Here is a 16,908-nt window from a genome sequence, read left to right on the forward strand (position 1 = left end):
GACGACGCGCGTGCCGATCCGTGCTTGCGCACGCAAAGTGACCGCTCACAACGATGGTGGGCAGCATCGATCCAAACGCATGCTAAATCAAACGGAAGTCGCGCCGTCACATGAATAAGGCCCCAACAGGGGCCTTATTCATGTGACGGCAAAAGTCAGCGCTCTCGGCCCGATCAATCCAGGCCGGCTCGGGGATGGGGCGCGGCAGATAGCAATGGCGACGTACTGCCAACTTGGGAAGCGCACCGCGCGCGATTGCTGCCGCGTCTATCGCATGCAAAAGTGCTGGAGTATATGCAGATATCGCCTGAATCCGCGCTATTTTATTGCGGCTTCTTTAATACTAGGAGGTGTATATTTCTTGCAAAATGCCCCCTGATCGCTGCGCGACCTCGACTACCTGGTAGCGCGCTAGCGCCTGATGTGCTTTTCCTGTGATTGCTGACGCGTACTGACGCGCGACAGCTCGGTCATTTCCTGTGCCAGGAACTCCACCAGATCGTCGACGGTGACGATGCCGACCAGGCCGCCGAGCTGGTTGACTACCGGCAGCCGGCGCACGCCCTTGAAACGCATGTTCTCGATGGTTTCGTAGACATCCTCGTCTTCGCTAACGGTCACCAATTCGGAGGTCATGATGTCACCGACCGTGATGCTGGTCGGATCGAGTCCCTCGGCGATGACGATCACCACAATGTCGCGGTCGGTCACGATGCCAACCGGAATCTGCTCACCGTTGGGTTGCTCGACCACCACCAGATCGCCGACATGATAGGCGCGCATCAGTTGCGCCGCCGCCTGTAGGGTTATGTCGCGCTTGCAGTGCGCGGTTTGCGCGGTGCAAATATCGCCAATCCGCATATCGCTCTCCTTAATGCCCGATGTGTCGCTATCTAAACACGCTACGCCTGAGACGAGCGGCATGCTTGATATCGATCAAAGGCGAGCCAGTGAGGCGCAGGCCGGCGCGCCGTGCGCTTGCCGCGCACGCAATTTGATGGAAAAGGGGCGCAGGAACGCTCAGATTTTCGGTTCGGCGGATTCCGGCAACAGGCAGGCGTCCACCACCTGCAGATCGTTATCCTTGGCGAAATTGACGACGAAGTGATAAGCCAGCGGCTCGATGCCGCGCAGACTCTCGTTGACGGCGACCGCACGCACGCCGTTCAGCAGGATCGGCCGCACGTAGGGCGAATATTGCAGGTGGGCATTGCGACTGGGTGGACCTGCCGGCCGGAAGCAGGACATCACGCCACACAGACGATCAGCCCAGTCACTGGGGCGAAACGGTTTGCCATCGCTGGTCAGGCCCAGGATAAAAAACTCGCGCGCGGGCTGTTCCAGTGTATGAGCGGGTTCGGCCATGGATTCGATTGGTCTCAGGACTAGTTGCCGGATTTGCAACTTACGGCGGTCTGTTGTTGATGACAAATGGCGCGCCGGCATTTGGCCGCCGACGGGATTTTTGAATTCCTAGGTATTATATCTTATAGAAGACTTGATTTGAAACAAGCTCCCATCATGTGAAATCGCCATAACACAGCGATGCCGGGACGCATTGCGATGACGCAGCGAGGCGTTGCGCGATGCGTCGCAATTTAGCGCCGCAGTGTCAGCCGAACCAGACCGCGATCGACAGTAACAGCAGTAGCATCATCCACAATAACAGCGCACGCCACACCAGTCCCACCGTGCTTTGCAGGGCCCTGACCGTCGGCTCTTCGCCCGGCAATGCGTCGGTTTCGCCGTTGCTCGAACCCACCATGGAGTCGACCGTGGCAGCATCGGCGGGCAGCACGGCGATCGCCTTTTCGGCCGGATTACCCAGCCGAACACCCATCGCGCCGCCACCGGACGACAGGATGATGCCGACTGCCTCATCCTGCCAGCGGCTGGCAAAATTGCGCCAGGCGTAAATCGCATCCTCGAAATTGCCAACCACGGCGAACGCCGCCGCAGTCAGCCGCACTGGTATCCAGTCGATCCAATAAAACGCCTTCGCGGCAAAGCGGCCAAACGCCTCGTTTCGCATGTGCTCCGGTTCGTTCCATGCGCGCGACAGGTATTCAGCGACCCGGTACAGCACCGCACCGGCCGGGCCGAGCGGCATCAGGAACCAGAAAAACACGCCGAACACATGGCGGTGCGTCGTCACCAGTGCCTTTTCGACCGCGATGCGCGAGATTTCAGCGGCATCCATATCGACCGTATCGAGCTTGGTCCATTCGGCCAGCAGGGTGCGTGCAGTCACCTCGTCGCCCGAATTGAGTGCAATCTGGATTGACGTGAAGTAATGGCTGTAATGCCGGAAACCCAGGGTCAGGTAGACGATCAGGATGTTCCAGCCCAGCGCCAACAGCGGATTGATGCGGTTGCACAGCCAGTAGATCAGCATCGTCGGCAGTATCAGCGCGGCCATCATCAGCAGCCAGCCGAGCCGACCGTGCCGCGCGCGACCGGCATTGAACCATGCCTCCATGCGCGCCGCCAGCGCCTTGATCTCGCCATAAATTGGATTATCGGCGCGCAGCGGCTTGAGTTGCTCGATCAGCAACGCGCAAAGAATAGAGAGAAAAGTCATCCGTAACGCCCTTTAGTTCAGTCAAGCCATACGATAGCGCAGGCTGTTGCCGGAATCAAACATGGTCCGGCGATGCAGCGGCCGTGAGCGTGCTCAGGCGCGCAGAAAATGGAACAGGTTGCGCAGCATCGCAGCGGTTGCACCCCAGATAAAGTAGCGATCATACGGCATCGCATAATAGGTGCGGCGCCCGAGCCCGCTCGGGAAATCGGCGCTGCGGCGCTGATGGTGCGCACCGTCCATCAGGAACGTCAGCGGCACCTCGAAGATTTCGGCGACTTCAGACGGATCGGCCCGCATCCCGAACGGCGGCTGAACCAGCGCCACTACCGGCGATACCAGGTAGCCGGTGGCGGTGAGATAGAGCGGCAGGCTGCCGATCACCTCGATATGGCGGCGGTCCAGGCCGATTTCCTCCTCGGTCTCGCGCAGCGCGGTCGCGATCGGTGACACATCATGCGCTTCCGCGCGTCCGCCCGGGAAGCTGATCTGGCCCGCATGATCGGTCAGATGCGCGGTGCGCCGGGTCAGCAACATGCTGGCGCCTGACGCATGCACCACGATCGGCAGCAACACCGAGGCAGCCGTCGGCGCACCGGTCTGCCGGCGCAGGCTGTGCTCGTCGGTGATTTCTGGCGTCCACGAAGGCGGGCTGGCAAACCGCGTGCGCAGCGCCGCCGGCGTCAGTCGCTCCGGCGCGACAGCGGCCTCGCCGGCGATCGATTCAACCGGAATCGCTTCGGGATCAAAAACGGGGATGATCAATATGATTCCTGGTTTCCATATGCAAAAAACAGATGCAAAAAGGGGCACCATCGGGTGCCCCTTTTGTGTCTCAACGACCGGCTATTACGCAGGTTGTTTGACTGCAACACGGCGGTTCGGCAGTTTTTCCTTGATACGTGCCGATTTGCCCGAGCGCTCACGCAGATAGTACAGCTTGGCGCGACGGACATCGCCGCGACGCTTGACTTCGATCGACGCGATCAGGGGCGAATACAGCTGGAACGTACGCTCGACGCCTTCGCCGGAAGAAATTTTCCGGACGATGAAGTTGGAGTTCAGACCGCGGTTGCGACGCGAAATCACGACGCCTTCGTAAGCCTGGGCGCGCTTGCGTGTGCCTTCAACCACGTTGACGCTGACGATCACGGTGTCGCCAGGTGCGAAGTCAGGGATTTTCTTGCCGAGACGTGCAATCTCTTCTTGCTCTAGTTGCTGGATCAGATCCATTTTTAGCTCCAATTACCATCTTGCTGGCGCTGGCAGTTTGCACTGGTGCCCAGTAGAGGATGGGGTTAAACATGCGAACTTGCGTTCGCGCTTTACTACATGGTTCTTACTACATGGCTACTACCGAAAACGCATTACAGACTGCTTAAGAACTTTTCATCGGCTGCTGTCAGCAATCCGCTGGCGCGCGCCTGCAGGATCAGATCCGGACGCTTTTGCAGCGTTGCCAGCAACGCTCGCTCGCGCCGCCACTTCTCGATCTCGGCGTGATTACCGCCCAGTAGCACCGGCGGCACTGCACGGCCCTGATACTGTTCCGGTCGCGTGTAATGCGGGCAGTCGAGCAAGCCATTGACAAAACTGTCTTCGACTGCCGACGCATCGTCATGCAACACACCGGGCAACTGCCGGATCACGGCGTCCATCAAGGCCATCGCCGGCAATTCACCGCCGGACAGCACGAAATCGCCGAGGCTGATTTCTTCGTCGACGCAGGAGTCCAGCAAACGCTGGTCGACCGCTTCGTAGCGTCCACACAACAACACCAGGCCCGGTTCGGCAGTCAACTGCATCACGCGCTGGTGCGTCAGCGGTCGGCCTTGCGGCGACAGGTACACCACGCGCGGCTCGGCGGAACCGGTCAAACCCAGTTCACGCTGGCGCTGCTTGGCGGCGCCGATTGCAGCCTCCAGCGGCTTGGCCAGCATGACCATGCCCGGACCGCCACCATACGGGCGATCATCGACGGTGCGATGCCGGTCGCTGGTGAAATCACGTGGATTCCACAGCGCCAGCCCACATCGCTGCTGTTCGAACGCACGGCGGGTAACCCCCGATTGCGTCAACGCGGCAAACATTTCGGGAAAGAGCGTGACGACGTCAAATTGCATCGCAACAACTCCACTGTGCCGCACACCATCGCGGCAACCGCGGCTTAATAATCCAGCCCCCAGTCCACCGTTATTTTTTTAGCAGCCTGATCGACCGTCTTGACAAATTGATCAACGAACGGAATCAACAATTCCGGCGACGCCTTGTCAGCGTCCTCGACTGCCGGCAGCGCGACCCGCAAGATCGGATGGGCGCCGTTATCCATCAGACCAACTACGCGGCCCAACTGCTCGGCTTGCAGATTCTCAACTGCCAGTCCGATCAAGTCGAGCCAGTAAAATTCATTGTCCGACAGCGCCGGGAAGCGGCTGCGCGGGATCTGTACCGTCGCGCCCTTCAGCGCTTCGGCCGCATCGCGCCCGACCACACCGACCAGTTGCGCCACCACATCGCCCGAATGCATACGGGCCTGCAACATATCGACGTCGCGCACCTCGGGCTTGTCCAGCCACCAGGTCTTGGCGTGCAATAACGCGTCGGCATCGGCCGAATGCGGTCTGATCCGCACCCAGCCATTGATGCCGTATGCGCCGGCGACATAACCGACCTGCACCAGATCTTCAGGGATAGGCATCCCTGCTGTAGTCTTATTTACCAAAATCAGGCAACAACATCAGGCAATAATCACGGACCAGACTTAGGCGGCTTTTTTGCCAGCCTGATTGACCAGGCGTGCAACGGTTGGCGACAATTGGGCGCCAATGCCTTGCCAGTAGGTCAAACGATCCTGGGCGATACGGACTGGCTCTTCAGCACCGGCAGCGACCGGGTTATAAAAACCGATGCGCTCGATGAAGCGACCGTCGCGACGATTGCGCGAATCAGTTGCCACGATGTTGAAGAATGGGCGCTTCTTGGCGCCTCCACGAGCTAAACGAATAACGACCATAATGATTCCAATAAGTGTTCGAATACGGAAAAAGCCGTAAATTATAGCGCGCTTTGTAGTGCATCCGCAATCTTAATACAGTAATAAAAGAACCGCGGCCCTTTACGCTGAAGCAAAGGACGGCGGCGGGACGGTGCCAAAAAGCACCGGAATGCTGTGCAACACGCTGCATCACACTTGTAATATCTATTTTTTGGGCGCGTACAAATCGGTAATGATGCCCAGGCCGAGTTCGGCCGCAAACATCGACGTCTCAGACAGCGTCGGATGCGCATGCACGGTCAAGGCCAGATCTTCCAGGTCGGCACCCATTTCCATCGCCAGCACGGTTTCCGCCATCAGTTCGCCGGCATTCACGCCGACGATGCCGGCCCCGAGCAGGCGCTTGGTGACCGGATCCCAGATCAGCTTGGTGATGCCGTCTTCACGTCCCATCGCCAGCGCGCGGCCGGAAGCGGCCCACGGAAAGTTGGCTTTCTGGTAAGCAATTCCTTGCGCCTTGGCCTCGGTTTCGGTCAGGCCCATCCACGCGATTTCGGGATCGGTGTAGGCCACCGACGGAATTGTCATCGCATCGAACTGGACTTTGTGGCCGGCGATCACCTCGGCCGCGACCTTGGCTTCGTTGGTCGCCTTGTGCGCCAGCATCGGGTCGCTGCAGATGTCACCGATCGCGAAAATGTGCGCGACATTGGTGCGTTGCTGCTTGTCGACCGGGATGAAGCCGCGCTCGTTGACGATGACGCCGGCCTTGTCGGCCGCGATTTCCTTGCCATTCGGGCGGCGACCGACTGCCGTCAGCACCATGTCGTACAACTGCGGCTCTTTCGGTGCGCTGCTGTCGGCGCCGACGCCCTCGAATGTGGCCAGCAAACCCTCGGTTCGCGCCTCCAGCTTGGTGACCTTGGTCTTGAGGTAAATCGCTTCGTAGCGCTTTTCTATGCGTTTTTGCAATGGTTTCACGATGTCGCGGTCGGCCGCCGGGATCAGGCCGTCGGCGAATTCGACCACCGTCACTTTGGTGCCCAATGCGTCATAGACGCAGGCCATTTCGAGGCCGATGATGCCGCCGCCGATGACCAGCATTGTCTTCGGGATCTGGCGCAATTCGAGCGCACCGGTGGAGTCGATCAGGCGTGGATCACCGTATGGGAAACCGGGTATTTGGGCGACCGACGAGCCGGCAGCGATGATCGCATGCTTGAATGCAATCACCTGGTTGCCATCCTTGCCGGCCACCGTGATGGTATTGGCCGAACTGAAGGCTCCGGTGCCTTCGACCACCTGCACCTTGCGCACTTTGGCCAGACTGCCGACGCCGCCGGTCAGTTTCTTGACGATCTTGTCTTTCCAGCCGCGCAATGCGTCGATGTCGATCTCCGGCGCCGACATCTTGATCCCGAAATGCGACATTTCCTCGGCTTCGGTGACCACTTTGGCGGCATGCAGAAAGGCTTTGGACGGGATGCAGCCGACATTCAGGCAAACCCCGCCCAGCGATGGGTAACGCTCGATCAGCACCACTTTCTGGCCCAGGTCGGCGGCGCGGAAGGCGGCGGTATAGCCACCGGGGCCGGACCCGAGCACCACCGTATCGCATTCGATGTCGGCGCTGCCTGAAAAACTGGCGGCGGCCGGTGCCGTCGCTGCTGCAGGTGCTGCAGCCGGGGTCGGCGCGGCCGCCGCTGGTGCGGGCGCCGGCGCCGCAGCCGGCGCGGATTCGGCAGCGGCGCTGTCGGATGCTTCCAGCATCAACAGCAGTGAACCTTCGGCCACCTTGTCGCCGATCTTGACTTTCAATTCCTTGACCACACCGGCATGACTCGATGGAATTTCCATGCTGGCCTTGTCGGATTCGACCGTGATCAGCGACTGGTCGACCTTGATCGTGTCGCCGACCTTGACCAGCAATTCAATGACTTCGACTTCCTTGAAGTCGCCGATGTCCGGGACTTTGACTTCCATTAAACTCATAGTGTTAACTCCGTTCTCGCCTTCCCCTGCAGGGGGACGGCCGGGATGGGGGTGGGTTGCGGCCGCAAGGAACCGAACCCACCCTGGCCCTCCCCTTGACGAGGAGGGAGCTCGTATTTATCAATTATTTCATTGCAAAACTGATCACCCGGAACGGTGCCGCGGAACTCTTGTCGAATTCGGCGCCGGCCTCAACTCCGGCCTCGGCCACTTCGCGCGCGCTGTCGACTCGGGTATAGGCCGCGTGCATCGCACCCAACGCAAAGCTGCGGCCGCTGCCGATGCCCCAGAAGCGCTCGAAGCAGAACACTTCACGGTACGAATAGACGCCGAAAATGCCGTAGGGATTGGCGATCAGCGAGGTCAGCTGCGACGACTCGTACGGATCATCGTCGTCTTCCTTGGTGTTCAAAAAATATTTTTCCTTCAATATTTCATGCACCTTGGAGAAGGTTTCGAACACCTGTTCGCGATCTTCCAGCTTGCAATCTTCGGCCATGGCGCTCAGCAGTTTGCGCATCACCGGAAAGTGCGCGGCGGTGCCGGCCAACGCGATGTAGGACTCGCCGACCTGGAAGATCTTGTTGTTGGCCTCGTATTCATGCGACAGTCGGGTATCGCCGAAGGTCACCAGCGAATCCGAGGCGATCGCGATTTCCTTGTTTTTCCTAACGACAACACAAGTAGTCATGCCTGATCTCCGTCCTCCATCTGGCAGTTCAGCGCGGCCAATCTGACTATCGCCGCGCCGACATACTCCCATAGTCACAAGTAAAATACCGCCCATAACAAGCTGGAATTCACCGCATACTGGCCAATCAACCAATGCGACGCCCAGCTACGGTGCCGCATTGCGCAAGGCCGGATTACAACAGTGTCTTGCGCAAATCGGCCAGCACGTCGGCCAGATACACGGTGAACTTGGCCGCCATCGCGCCGTCGATCACGCGGTGATCGTAGGACAGGGACAGCGGCAGCATCAGGCGCGGCGCGAAGACCTTGCCGTCCCAGACCGGCTTCATGCCCGATTTCGACAGCCCCAGAATCGCCACTTCCGGCGCATTGATGATCGGCGTAAACGCAGTGCCGCCGATGCCGCCGAGCGACGAGATGGTGAACGTCGCACCCTGCATGTCGGTCGGTTTCAGCTTGCCTTCGCGCGCCTGCGCCGACAGTTCGCCCATTTCCTGGGCGATCTGGGCCAGACCTTTTTTGTCGGCATCCTTGAGCACCGGCACCACCAGTCCGTTCGGCGTGTCGGCCGCGAAACCGATGTGGTAGTACTGTTTCAGGATCAGGTTCTCGCCCTTGGCATCCAGCGACGAATTGAAGGCGGGGAATTTCTTCAATGCGGCAACGCTGGCCTTGATTACGAAGGCCAGCATGGTCAATTTCACACCGGACTTGGCCATCGCGTCATTCGACGATTTGCGGAAGCCTTCCAGGTCGGTAATGTCGGCCTCGTCGAATTGCGTGACGTGCGGGATCATCACCCAATTGCGATGCAGGTTCGGCCCGCTCAGTTTCTTGATGCGCGACAGTGGCAGCAATTCGGTCGCGCCAAATTTGCTGAAGTCGAGCGAAGGCCATGGCAACAGGTCGAGACCGACGCCGCTGCCCTTGCCGCCAGCGGCGCTGGCACTGCCGATCGCGCCGGACATCACGCCTTTGACGAACTGCTGCACGTCTTCATGCGTGATGCGGGCCTTGGGACCGGTGCCGGTCACGCGCATCAGGTCGACGCCAAGTTCGCGTGCGAACTTGCGGATCGACGGCGATGCGTGCGGTTTGGCACCGTCGGCGGTCGCGACGGGCACCGCAGCTGCGGTCGGTGTCGCAATTTGGGCTGGAGCAGATGCGGCAGCGGGCCCAGGCGCGGCGGCCGGTGCCGGCGCTGGAACCGGCGCCGCCGGCGCGGCTGCTGCCGCGGCAGGGGTTGGCGCTGCAGCGTCACCCGCCGCTTCGACCAGCAACAGCAGCGAACCTTCCGCCACCTTGTCGCCGACCTTGACCCGGATTTCCTTGACCACGCCGGCATGACTGGACGGGATTTCCATGCTGGCCTTGTCGGATTCGACCGTGATCAGCGACTGGTCAACCTTGATCGTGTCGCCGACCTTGACCATCAATTCGATGACTTCGACTTCCTTGAAGTCGCCGATATCCGGGACTTTGACTTCAATACTACTCATAGGCTTTAGCTCCGTTATCTGCTTCCCCTTCTAGGGGAAGATCGGGATGGGGATGGGTTTCGGTAAAACTTCTGGGTATGCGTTGGGTACCCATCCCCACCCTACCCCTCCCCTTGAAGGGGAGGGAATTTTTAGTGGGGTTTTTAGGTGATCAAATTAAACATTCACCGGATTCGGTTTATTCGGATTGATCCCGTACTTGGCGATCGCCTGCGCCACCACGGAAGCGGAAATCACGCCTTCGTCGGCCAGCGCCTTCAGCGCGGCAACCGTCACATAATAACGGTTTACCTCGAAGAATTCGCGCAGTTTGGCGCGGCTGTCGGAGCGGCCGAAACCGTCGGTACCGAGCACCTTGTAGCTGCGGTCCTTCGGAACGTAGCCACGTATCTGCTCGGCGAAGGTGCGCATGTAATCGGTGGTCGCGATGATCGGGCCGGACGATTGTTCCAGGCATTGCGTGACATACGGCACGCGCGGCGCATCGGTCGGATGCACCAGGTTCCAGCGCTCGGCATCCTGACCGTCGCGCGCCAACAGCGTGAACGATGGCGCGGACCAGACGTCGGCGGCGATGCCCCAATCGTTTTTCAGCAGCTCGGCGGCGAAGATCGATTCGCGCAGGATGGTGCCGCAACCGAGCAGCTGGACCCGCTGCTTGCTGTCCTTGTCGCCTGGCTGCAGCAGGTACAGTCCCTTGATGATGCCCTCTTCCTGGCCTGGCTTCAGACCCGGATGGCTGTAGTTCTCGTTCATCAGGGTGATGTAATAGAACACGTCTTCCTGATTGGTCACCATGCGGCGCAGACCGTCGTGCATGATGACCGCGACTTCGTGGGCGAAGGTCGGGTCGTACGGAACGCAATTCGGGATGGTCGACGCCAGCACGTGGCTGTGGCCGTCCTCATGTTGCAGGCCTTCGCCATTGAGCGTGGTGCGGCCGGCCGTGCCGCCGAGCAGGAAGCCGCGCGCGCGCATGTCGCCGGCGGCCCAGGCCAGGTCGCCGATGCGCTGCAGGCCGAACATCGAGTAATAGGTATAGAACGGAATCATCACACGGTTGTTGGTCGAGTACGAGGTCGCCGCCGCGATCCACGAGCTCATGCCGCCCGCTTCATTGATGCCTTCCTGCAGGATCTGGCCGGCCTTGTCTTCGCGGTAGTACATCACCTGGTCCTTGTCGACTGGCTCGTACAGCTGACCGACCTGGCTGAAGATGCCGATCTGGCGGAACAGGCCTTCCATCCCGAAGGTACGCGACTCGTCGACCATGATCGGCACCACGCGCTGACCGAGACTGGCGTCGCGCAGCAGCGTAGTGAGGATACGGACGTAGGCGGAGGTGGTCGAGATTTCACGGCCTTCCGCAGTCGGATCGAGCATCGCCTTGAAGGTCGACAGCTCGGGCACGATCAATTGCTCGTCCGCCTTCTGCCGGCGTTGCGGCAGGTAGCCGCCGAGCGCCGCGCGCCGTGCGTGCAGGTATTGCATTTCCGGCGTGTCGTCGGCTGGCTTGAAGAACGGGATCTCCGCCAGCTTTTCGTCGGCGATCGGCAATTGGAAGCGGTCGCGCATCGCCTTGATCGCTTCGTCGTCCAGTTTCTTGGTGTTGTGCGCGGTGTTGCGTCCCTCGCCGGATTTGCCGAAGCCATAACCCTTGATGCTCTTGACCAGCAGCACGGTTGGCTGGCCCTTGTGTTCCTGCGCCACCTTGAAGGCCGCATAAATCTTGTGCGGGTCGTGGCCGCCACGGGTCAGATGCCAGATGTCGTCGTCGGACATCTTGCTGACCATTTCCAGCAATTTCGGATGCTTGCCGAAGAAATTGGCACGCACGTAGGCGCCGTCCTTGGCCTTGTAATTCTGGTACTCGCCGTCGACAGTGTCCATCATCACTTGCTTCAGGATGCCGTCCTTGTCCTTGGCCAGCAATTCGTCCCAGCCAGCACCCCAGATCACCTTGACCACGTTCCAGCCGGCGCCGCGGAAATCGGATTCCAGCTCCTGGATGATCTTGCCGTTGCCGCGCACCGGACCGTCCAGGCGCTGCAGGTTGCAGTTGACCACCATCACCAGGTTGTCGAGCTTTTCACGGCCGGCCATGCCGATCGCGCCCATCGATTCCGGCTCGTCCATCTCGCCGTCGCCGCAGAAGGCCCAGACCTTGCGGTTGGCGGTATCGGCGATGCTGCGGGCATGCAGATATTTCAGGAAGCGCGCCTGGTAGATCGCCATCAGCGGGCCCAGACCCATCGAGACGGTCGGGAATTGCCAGAAGTCGGGCATCAGCTTCGGATGCGGGTAGGACGACAGGCCCTTGCCATCGACTTCGCGGCGGAAATGCAGCAATTGCTCTTCCGTCAGCCGCCCTTCGAGGAAGGCGCGGGCATAGATGCCGGGTGAAGAATGGCCCTGGATATACAGCAGGTCGCCGCCGTGCTCTGCGGTCGGGGCGTGCCAGAAATGGTTGAAGCCGATGCCCAGCATGTTGGCCAGCGACGCAAAGCTGGACAGGTGACCGCCCAGATCGCCATCCAGGCGATTAGCCTTGACCACCATCGCCATCGCGTTCCAGCGCATCCACGAGCGCAACCGCTCTTCAATTTCCAGATCGCCGGGGCAGTGTTCGCCGATGTCGGCCGGGATCGTATTGACGTAGGCGGTATTGCTGGAGAATGGAATCTGGGCGCCGCGGCGACGCGCCAGATCGGTCATGCGTTCCATCAAATAGTGGGCGCGCTCCGGACCTTCGTTGTCGATCACCGCTTCGAGCGCGTCGAGCCACTCCTGGGTTTCCATCACATCGGGGTCGGTGGCGGCCTGGACCAGGATCTGGTCGAGTTGAGCTGACATGGTGCGTCTCCTGTTGGTTGCCCCGCGGCGATCTGGGAGGCTGTCGGGCTTACGGAATCGACGCGAAAAATGCGCTGAACGAAGACAGATTTGCCGGATTTGCACTGTCAATAGCGCGCTATTGATCAACAAGCCGTGACACTGGACCGTTCAGATAATTTTGCAGCCGATTCCCCGTAAGCCCGACAGCCGCCTGGCGTCGCTGCCGGCGGCAATTTAAAAATTGTTGTTCGGGTTACCACATGCGTGTTGCCATGCCCACCGCGGGCGTAACAAGTCACTGCATGGTGTGGACATTCTAGCAGCAGTTTTCTGATTTTCCAAATTGCGATATCGTTTTTTATAATATGAAATTTTATTGCTGCGCAACATACCGCGCCCTGGGCCGCGCTTGATACGCGACGCGCCGGCAACAGTTCGTCCCCCATGTCTGCAGACCTTATAATCTCGGTTTCAATACACTCCAGATTGATGCAAATCATGCCCGCCCAACTCATCGACGGAAATCTTCTCTCCCAACAACTGCGCGCCGAGGTCGGCAAGCGCGCCGCGGCCCTCACCGCGCAAGGCAAACAACCGGGCCTGGTGGTCATCCTGGTCGGTGAAAATCCGGCCTCGCAAGTCTATGTCCGCAACAAGGTCAAGGCCTGCGAGGCCCATGGCCTGTATTCCGCGCTGGAGAAATACGATGCCGACCTGAGCGAAGAGGATCTGCTGGCGCGCATCGACGCGCTCAATCGCAACCCGAAGATTCACGGCATCCTGGTGCAGCTGCCGCTGCCGCCGCATATCGATGCGCACAAGGTGATCGAGGAGATCGACGCCGACAAGGACGTCGACGGCTTCCATGTCAGCAATGCCGGCCTGTTGATGACTGGTCAGCCGCTGTTTCGCCCCTGCACGCCGTATGGCGTGATGAAGATGCTGGAGTCGATCGATTACCCGGTGCGCGGCGCCAACGCGGTGATCGTCGGCGCCTCCAATATTGTCGGCAAGCCGCAGGCGATGCTGCTGTTGCAGGCCGGCGCCACCGTCACCATCTGTAATTCGAAGACCCGTGACCTGGGCGCCCACACCCGCAACGCCGACATCCTGGTGGTGGCGACTGGCAAGCGCAACATCGTCACCGCCGACATGGTCAAACCAGGAGCGGTGGTGATCGACGTCGGCATGAACCGCGATGACGAAGGCAAGTTGTGCGGCGACGTCGATTTTGCCAACGTCAAGCAAGTGGCCGGCTATATCTCGCCGGTACCGGGCGGCGTCGGCCCGATGACGATCACGATGCTGCTGGTGAATACGATAGAAGCGGCGGAACGCAGCTGAAGTGATTGGGCCGGGGCGCGACCCCAACATATACTCCCGCCATCAATGGCCTGTTCCGCATAATAATTATGGCAGTTACTAATATACTGGCAATAACTACAGCAAAGCGTGCGGTTGAGCGGTCGCAGACTCACGGCCCGCAGCATGGCCGACACGGCAGTATCAATACGCAGTAAATCTTTCCCAGCCCACCAATCAAGATCGGCCAACATGAACCCCCTACTCGACTTCTCCGACCTGCCGCGCTTCGACCTGATCAAGCCGGAACATGTGACCCCCGCCATCGACAGTGTGCTGGCGCAAAACCGCGCACTGGTGGCGCGACTGGAAGCGCCTGCGGATCCGCAGTCGATCAGCTGGGACAACTTCGTCGCGCCGCTGGAAGACGCGACCGAACAGCTGAGCCGGGCCTGGGGCGTGGTCAGCCATTTGAACGGGGTGGCCGATACGCCGGAACTGCGCGCCGCGTATAACGAGAACCAGCCGAAGGTGACTGAATTCTGGACCGCGCTGGGGCAAAATCTGGCGCTGTTCGACAAGTACAAGGCGCTGAAAGATGGGCCGGAATATGCCGGCTACTCTGCCGCCCGCAAGCGGATCATCGACAACGCGCTGCGCGATTTCCGCCTCGGCGGCGCCGAGTTGCCGGACGATAAAAAGCAGCGCTTCGCCGAGATCCAGGAACAACAGGCGGCGCTGTCGACCAAGTTCTCGGAGAACGTACTGGACGCGACCAATGATTACGCGCTGATCGTCGCGACCGAAGCCGAGCTGTCCGGCCTGCCGGACGATGCGATCGCGGCGGCGCGCGCGGCAGCAGAGGCAGCCCAGGACGGCAAGCCGGGCTACAAGTTCACGCTGCACTTCCCGTCGTATTTTCCGGTGCTGCAATATGCGGACAGCCGCGGCCTGCGCGAGACCATCTACCGCACCAACGCGACCAAGGCGTCGGAGCTGGGCACCGTTTTCAGCCAGTGTGCGGCCTGGGACAATACCCGCAACATCACCGAATTACTCAAGCTGCGGGCCGAGGAAGCCCGGCTGCTCGGCTACGCCAATTACGCGCAGGTGTCGCTGGTGCCGAAGATGGCCGACAGCCCGGATCAGGTGATTGGTTTTCTGGAGGATCTGGCCCGGCGCGCGCGACCGTTTGCGGAACAGGACCTGGCCGAATTGCGCCAGTTCGGCCAGGACCAGCTGGGCCTCGATACGCTGGAAGCGTGGGACCTCACCTATGCGTCCGAAAAGCTGCGCCAGCAGCGCTACGCGTTTTCCGAGCAGGAAGTGAAGCAATATTTTCCGGAACCAAAAGTAATCGACGGCCTGTTCCGCGTGGTGCAGAGCCTGTTTGCGGTGCAGATCAAGGCCGACACGGCACCGGTCTGGCAGCCGGACGTGAAGTTTTACCGGATCGAACGGGATGGCCGCCTGATCGGCCAGTTCTACCTCGACCTGTATGCGCGCACCGGCAAGCGTGGCGGCGCGTGGATGGACGATGCGCGCAACCGCCGCATTACTGGCCACGGCGTCCAGACCCCGGTGGCCTATCTGACCTGCAATTTCACCGAACCGGCCGTCGTCGACGGCGTCAAAAAGCCGGCGCTATTCACGCATGACGAGGTGATCACGCTGTTCCATGAATTCGGCCACGGCCTGCACCAGATGCTGACTGAAGTCGATGAACTGGGCGTGTCCGGCATCACCGGCGTCGAATGGGATGCGGTCGAGCTGCCATCGCAATTCATGGAAAATTTCTGCTGGGAGTGGGACGTGCAGCAGCACATGACGGCCCACGCCGACACCGGCGCCGCACTGCCGCGTGCACTGTACGACAAGATGGTCGCCGCCAAAAATTTCCAATCCGGCCTGCAGATGCTGCGCCAAGTCGAAATGTCGCTGATCGACATGCACCTGCATGACGATTTCGATCCCAACGGCGCCATCACGGTGCAGCAACTGGTCGACGATATCCGGCGCCGCTTCGCGGTGCTGACACCGCCGCCGTTCAACCGCTTCCTGCATTCGTTCGGCCATATTTTTGCCGGCGGCTACGCGGCAGGCTACTATAGCTACAAATGGGCGGAGGTGTTGTCGGCCGATGCCTATGGCGCATTCGAAGAAGCGGCCGCCAGCGGGTTGCCGCTGCAATCGGAACAGACCGGCAAGAAGTTCCTGGCCGAGATCCTGGCAGTCGGCGGTTCCCGCCCGGCCATCGATTCGTTCCAGGCCTTCCGCGGTCGCGCGCCGAGCATCGACGCGCTGCTGCGTCATAACGGCATGGCGGCCTGAACCGGCAGTCAACAACCAGCAAAAACGAGTTCCAAGGAGAGCAGATGAGCAATAAATCGACACGCCCTATCCTGATCATCGCCGGCCTGCTGTGCGCCGCCAGCGCCCACGCGCAATTGTACAAATCGGTCGGACCTGACGGCAGGATCACGTACAGCGATACGCCGCCGGCCGCGGCCAAGCGGGTCGAGCAGAAAGCGCTCGGCGGCAGCGGATCCGATACCGGCAATCTGCCGTATGCGCTGGCTGAAGCAGTCAAGACCAGTCCGGTCACGCTATTTAGCAGCGCCAAATGCCTGCCCTGCGACGACGGCCGCACCCTGCTGAAGAATCGCGGCATCCCGTTTGCCGAGAAAACCGTCAACAACAACGACGACCTGATCAAGCTGCGCCAGGCCGGCGGCGAAGGCCAGTTGCCGATGCTGCTGGTCGGTCGCAGCAAACTCAGCGGCTACGAGGCAGGCGCATGGAGCAGCGCGCTGACCGCGGCCGGCTACCCGGCGAGCAGTCAATTGCCGAATACCTATCAGAACCCGCGCGCAGAAGCAGCCGCACCGGTGGTGGCCGCCGACCCAACGAAAAGCGCCAATCCATCGGACCACCAGCCCGAGCGTCCGGCGGCCAGCCCAAAGACTGCCGAACCGGGTTTCCGGTTTTGAGGCCGGCCGCGTTCCGATCTC

At 60.5% G+C, this 16,908-nt stretch carries 15 protein-coding genes; 3 read left to right on the plus strand and 12 right to left on the minus strand.

Features of this window, described 5'->3' with window-relative positions; translation table 11 throughout:
- Window positions 1-411: 411 nt before the first annotated feature.
- From ACFOFO_RS03740 to aceE, 12 genes are all read right to left on the minus strand, one after another.
- A complete protein-coding gene (locus tag ACFOFO_RS03740; protein ID WP_390326375.1) occupies window positions 412-861 on the minus strand; it encodes a CBS domain-containing protein in 450 nt (149 codons plus the stop codon).
- Window positions 862-1,020: 159 nt separating this feature from the next.
- Window positions 1,021-1,365, minus strand: a complete 345-nt coding sequence (locus ACFOFO_RS03745) for a DUF3579 domain-containing protein (RefSeq protein WP_390326376.1) — start codon at window positions 1,363-1,365, stop codon at window positions 1,021-1,023.
- A 247-nt stretch (window positions 1,366-1,612) separates the two neighbouring features.
- Window positions 1,613-2,581, minus strand: coding sequence for a CobD/CbiB family protein (locus ACFOFO_RS03750; protein ID WP_390330882.1), 969 nt, complete (start codon window positions 2,579-2,581; stop codon window positions 1,613-1,615).
- Between the two features lie 93 nt (window positions 2,582-2,674).
- Window positions 2,675-3,346 (minus strand): CoA pyrophosphatase, encoded by a 672-nt coding sequence (locus ACFOFO_RS03755; RefSeq protein ID WP_390330884.1) that lies wholly within the window; start codon window positions 3,344-3,346, stop codon window positions 2,675-2,677.
- A gap of 84 nt (window positions 3,347-3,430) precedes the next feature.
- Window positions 3,431-3,814 (minus strand): 50S ribosomal protein L19, encoded by a 384-nt coding sequence (gene rplS / locus ACFOFO_RS03760; RefSeq protein ID WP_390330886.1) that lies wholly within the window; start codon window positions 3,812-3,814, stop codon window positions 3,431-3,433.
- A gap of 134 nt (window positions 3,815-3,948) precedes the next feature.
- Window positions 3,949-4,704, minus strand: a complete 756-nt coding sequence (gene trmD / locus ACFOFO_RS03765) for a tRNA (guanosine(37)-N1)-methyltransferase TrmD (RefSeq protein ID WP_390326378.1) — start codon at window positions 4,702-4,704, stop codon at window positions 3,949-3,951.
- Between the two features lie 44 nt (window positions 4,705-4,748).
- Window positions 4,749-5,279: a ribosome maturation factor RimM gene (gene rimM, locus ACFOFO_RS03770; protein ID WP_390326380.1), complete on the minus strand. Its 531-nt coding sequence runs from the start codon at window positions 5,277-5,279 to the stop codon at window positions 4,749-4,751.
- Between the two features lie 63 nt (window positions 5,280-5,342).
- A complete protein-coding gene (gene rpsP, locus ACFOFO_RS03775) occupies window positions 5,343-5,594 on the minus strand; it encodes a 30S ribosomal protein S16 (RefSeq protein WP_390330888.1) in 252 nt (83 codons plus the stop codon).
- Between the two features lie 186 nt (window positions 5,595-5,780).
- Window positions 5,781-7,568 (minus strand): dihydrolipoyl dehydrogenase, encoded by a 1,788-nt coding sequence (gene lpdA, locus ACFOFO_RS03780; RefSeq protein WP_390330890.1) that lies wholly within the window; start codon window positions 7,566-7,568, stop codon window positions 5,781-5,783.
- A gap of 124 nt (window positions 7,569-7,692) precedes the next feature.
- Window positions 7,693-8,259, minus strand: coding sequence for an Ntn hydrolase family protein (locus tag ACFOFO_RS03785; RefSeq protein ID WP_390326383.1), 567 nt, complete (start codon window positions 8,257-8,259; stop codon window positions 7,693-7,695).
- 175 nt (window positions 8,260-8,434) lie between these two features.
- Window positions 8,435-9,760 carry a dihydrolipoyllysine-residue acetyltransferase gene (gene aceF, locus ACFOFO_RS03790; protein ID WP_390326386.1) on the minus strand — a complete coding sequence of 442 codons (1,326 nt, stop codon included), beginning with the start codon at window positions 9,758-9,760 and terminating at the stop codon, window positions 8,435-8,437.
- Window positions 9,761-9,916: 156 nt separating this feature from the next.
- Window positions 9,917-12,613: a pyruvate dehydrogenase (acetyl-transferring), homodimeric type gene (gene aceE / locus ACFOFO_RS03795; RefSeq protein ID WP_390326388.1), complete on the minus strand. Its 2,697-nt coding sequence runs from the start codon at window positions 12,611-12,613 to the stop codon at window positions 9,917-9,919.
- Between the two features lie 480 nt (window positions 12,614-13,093).
- On the opposite strand from aceE, the gene folD reads away from it, so the two are divergent.
- The 3 genes from folD (at window position 13,094) to ACFOFO_RS03810 (ending at window position 16,887) form a co-directional block, all read left to right on the plus strand.
- Entirely contained in the window at window positions 13,094-13,939 is an 846-nt protein-coding gene (gene folD, locus ACFOFO_RS03800; protein ID WP_390326389.1) for a bifunctional methylenetetrahydrofolate dehydrogenase/methenyltetrahydrofolate cyclohydrolase FolD, read from the plus strand.
- Between the two features lie 210 nt (window positions 13,940-14,149).
- Window positions 14,150-16,228 (plus strand): M3 family metallopeptidase, encoded by a 2,079-nt coding sequence (locus tag ACFOFO_RS03805; RefSeq protein ID WP_390326391.1) that lies wholly within the window; start codon window positions 14,150-14,152, stop codon window positions 16,226-16,228.
- A 44-nt stretch (window positions 16,229-16,272) separates the two neighbouring features.
- Complete coding sequence (locus ACFOFO_RS03810; protein WP_390326394.1) at window positions 16,273-16,887, plus strand: glutaredoxin family protein; 615 nt, start codon at window positions 16,273-16,275, stop codon at window positions 16,885-16,887.
- Window positions 16,888-16,908: the final 21 nt, after the last annotated feature.

Source organism: Pseudundibacterium arcticum (assembly GCF_042646465.1).
Classification (GTDB): domain Bacteria; phylum Pseudomonadota; class Gammaproteobacteria; order Burkholderiales; family Burkholderiaceae_D; genus Undibacterium_A; species Undibacterium_A arcticum.